4 protein-coding genes are annotated in these 2692 nt (G+C 74.2%); all 4 read right to left on the bottom strand.

Features of this window, described 5'->3' with window-relative positions; genetic code table 11:
• The coding region (locus H0487_RS22350; protein WP_183096401.1) for an AAA family ATPase at positions 1-1037 on the bottom strand (1037 nt) is incomplete at its 3' end.
• Between the two features lie 7 nt (positions 1038-1044).
• Entirely contained in the window at positions 1045-1635 is a 591-nt protein-coding gene (locus H0487_RS24420) for an NAD kinase (RefSeq protein ID WP_312856068.1), read from the bottom strand.
• Complete coding sequence (locus H0487_RS24415; protein WP_446685589.1) at positions 1599-2021, bottom strand: NAD(+)/NADH kinase; 423 nt, start codon at positions 2019-2021, stop codon at positions 1599-1601. The genes H0487_RS24420 and H0487_RS24415 overlap by 37 nt, the downstream gene beginning before the upstream one ends.
• 82 nt (positions 2022-2103) lie before the next feature.
• Positions 2104-2692: TlyA family RNA methyltransferase (locus tag H0487_RS22340; RefSeq protein WP_183096400.1), on the bottom strand; the 589-nt coding region annotated here is incomplete at its 5' end.

Below are 2692 nucleotides of genomic sequence, written 5' to 3'. Positions count from 1 at the left end.
GTCTCGTCGGTGCTGTCGAGGTCGAGGAGGCGGGTCGAGGCCTGCTCGGCCCAGGCGAGGACGTCGGCGACGCTGTCGCCGTACTTCCGGGTGAGCGCCAGCAGGGCCGCGCGGCGCTCCGAGACCCCGGCCAGTCGGGCGGGGTCGGTCTCGATGCTCGAGGCGTAGGACGCGACGTCGGCGGCGAGGTCGGACAGCAGGTAGGTCACCTCGGCGACCCGGTCGGCGAGCGCACCGGCCTCCGGGTCGTGCTCGCGCACCCCCTCGAGCTGACCCCGCGACGCGGCGACCGCGCCCAGGGCGTCGGGCGACCCGTGCTCGCTCGAGAGGGCCTCGCGGGCATGCTCGGCGGCGGTCCGCAGCGTGTCGGCGTGACCGAGCCGCGCCTCCTCCCCGGCGAGCTCGACGTCCTCGCCGGGCTGGGGGGAGACGGCCTCGATCTCGTCGACGCCGAACCGGAGCAGGTCGGCCTCTCGAGCGCGCTCACGGGCGGTCGCCTGGACCTCGGAGAGCTCGCGCTCGGTGGCGACCAGCCGGTGGTAGAGGTCGGTGTAGCGGGCGAGCGGCTCGGCGACGGCCGCGCCCGCGAAGCTGTCGAGAGCGGCACGCTGCGTCGAGGTCTTGAGCAGGCGGTGCTGGTCGGACTGGCCGTGGACGGCGACGAGCGGCTCGGCCACGCTGGCGAGCGTGGCCACCGGTACGCCGGCCCCGCCGACGTAGGCGCGGGACCGGCCCTCTGCACTGACGTTGCGCGCCAGCACGACCACGTCGTCCTCGACCTCCCCGCCGGCCTCCTCGACCGCGGCGGCCAGGCCTGCGACACCCGTGGCCCGGACGACGCCCTCGACCCGGGCCTGCTTCGCGCCGGCGCGGACCGCACCGCTGTCGGCCCGACCGCCGAGCAGCAGCCCGAGCGCGGTCACGACCATCGTCTTGCCGGCGCCGGTCTCGCCGGTGACCACGGTGAAGCCGGGCCCCAGCTCGAGCGTGGAGGCGTCGATCACGCCGAGCGAGCTGATCCGGAGCTCTTCGATCATCGCCTCGTCACTTCTCGTCGTCCGTGGCGCCGCGCGCCGCCTGCCGCTTCTCCGCACTGCCGCGCCAGCCCTCGACGGACAGGCCGAACTTGGCGACCAGCCGGTCGGTGAACGGGGCCTGGTGGAGGCGGACGAGCCGCACCGGCCGGAGCCCCCGGCTGACCTCGATCCGAGCGCCGGGCGGCAGGTCGACGCTGCGGCGGCCGTCACACCACAGGACGCCGGCCCCCTGGTTGCCAGCCAGCACCTCGATCGCGATGACCGACGACGGTGCGACGACCATCGGCCGGGCGAACAGGGCGTGGGCGCTGAGCGGCACGATGCAGAGGGCCTCGACCTGCGGCCAGACGACCGGCCCGCCGGCGCTGAAGTTGTAGGCGGTGGAGCCGGTCGGGGTCGCGCACACGACCCCGTCGCAGCCCCAGCGTGACAGCGGCCGGTCGTCGATCTCGACGACGACCTCGAGCATCCGTTCGCGGGCCGCCTTCTCGACGCTGGCCTCGTTGACCGCGAACGTCGAGTACACGAGCTTGCCGTCGTGGAACGCCCGGACGTCGAGCGTCAACCGGTCCTCGGTCGTGTAGTCCTGCGCGACGATCGCCTCGATGGTCGCTGCGACGTCCTCGTGCTCGGCCTCGGCGAGGAACCCGNGATGGTCGCTGCGACGTCCTCGTGCTCGGCCTCGGCGAGGAACCCGACGTGGCCGAGGTTGACGCCGAGCACCGGGGTGAGCCGCTTGTGCGTGACCTCGGCGGCTCGCAGGATGCTGCCGTCGCCGCCGATGACGACGGTGAGCTCGCAGCCGCGGCTCGCGTCGGTCTCGGAGTCGGTGAGCTCCACCGTCGGGACGAACTCGTCGGGGTCGATGCCGAGGGCGACGGCCTCCGACCTCAGCAGCCGGACCACGATGCCGTGGGCGCTCAGCTCCTTGACGAAGGCGCGGGCGACGTCGCGCGCCTCGTTGCGCCGGGTGTGGGCGAGCACCAGCACGCGGCGCCGCTCGGTCGCCGACGGGTCCGGTGTCTCGGCTGACGGGGTCACGGCCTCAGTCTGTCCTATCCCACCGTCAGTCGTGATCGGAGGCGGTGCCTCGGTGGACGACAGCGGCGATCTCGTCGTCGTCGACGGTCGCCGCGCCACGGCGCAGCCACAGGAAGAACTCCACGTTGCCCGAGGGCCCGGGCAGTGGGCTGACGGTCACCCCGTGGGCGCCCCAGCCCCGCTCCGCGGCGGCTGCTGCCACGCCGAGAACGGCCTCCGCGCGGAGCGCCGCGTCGCGGACCACTCCCCCCTTGCCGACCCGGTCCTTGCCGACCTCGAACTGCGGCTTGACCATGAGCGCGAGGTCGCCCTCGGGACGCGTCACCCCGACCAGCGCGTCGAGGACCAACGCCAGGGAGATGAACGACAGGTCGCCGACGACGAGGTCGACCGGGCCGTCGATGATCTCCGGCGTGAGGGCGCGGACGTTCTGCCGGTCGTGGACCCGCACCCGGGGGTCCTGCTGCAGGGACCAGTCGAGCTGGCCGTAGCCGACGTCGACGGCGACCACCTCCGCCGCTCCCGCGCGCAGCAGCACGTCGGTGAAGCCACCGGTGGACGCACCGGCGTCCAGGCAGCGCCGGCCGGCGACCTCGAGCCCGAGCGGCCCGAAC

Source organism: Nocardioides stalactiti (genome assembly GCF_014180715.1).
Taxonomy (GTDB): domain Bacteria; phylum Actinomycetota; class Actinomycetes; order Propionibacteriales; family Nocardioidaceae; genus Nocardioides; species Nocardioides stalactiti.
Note: the sequence above shows the minus strand (reverse complement) of the source record. Positions and strands in the feature narration are given on the sequence as shown.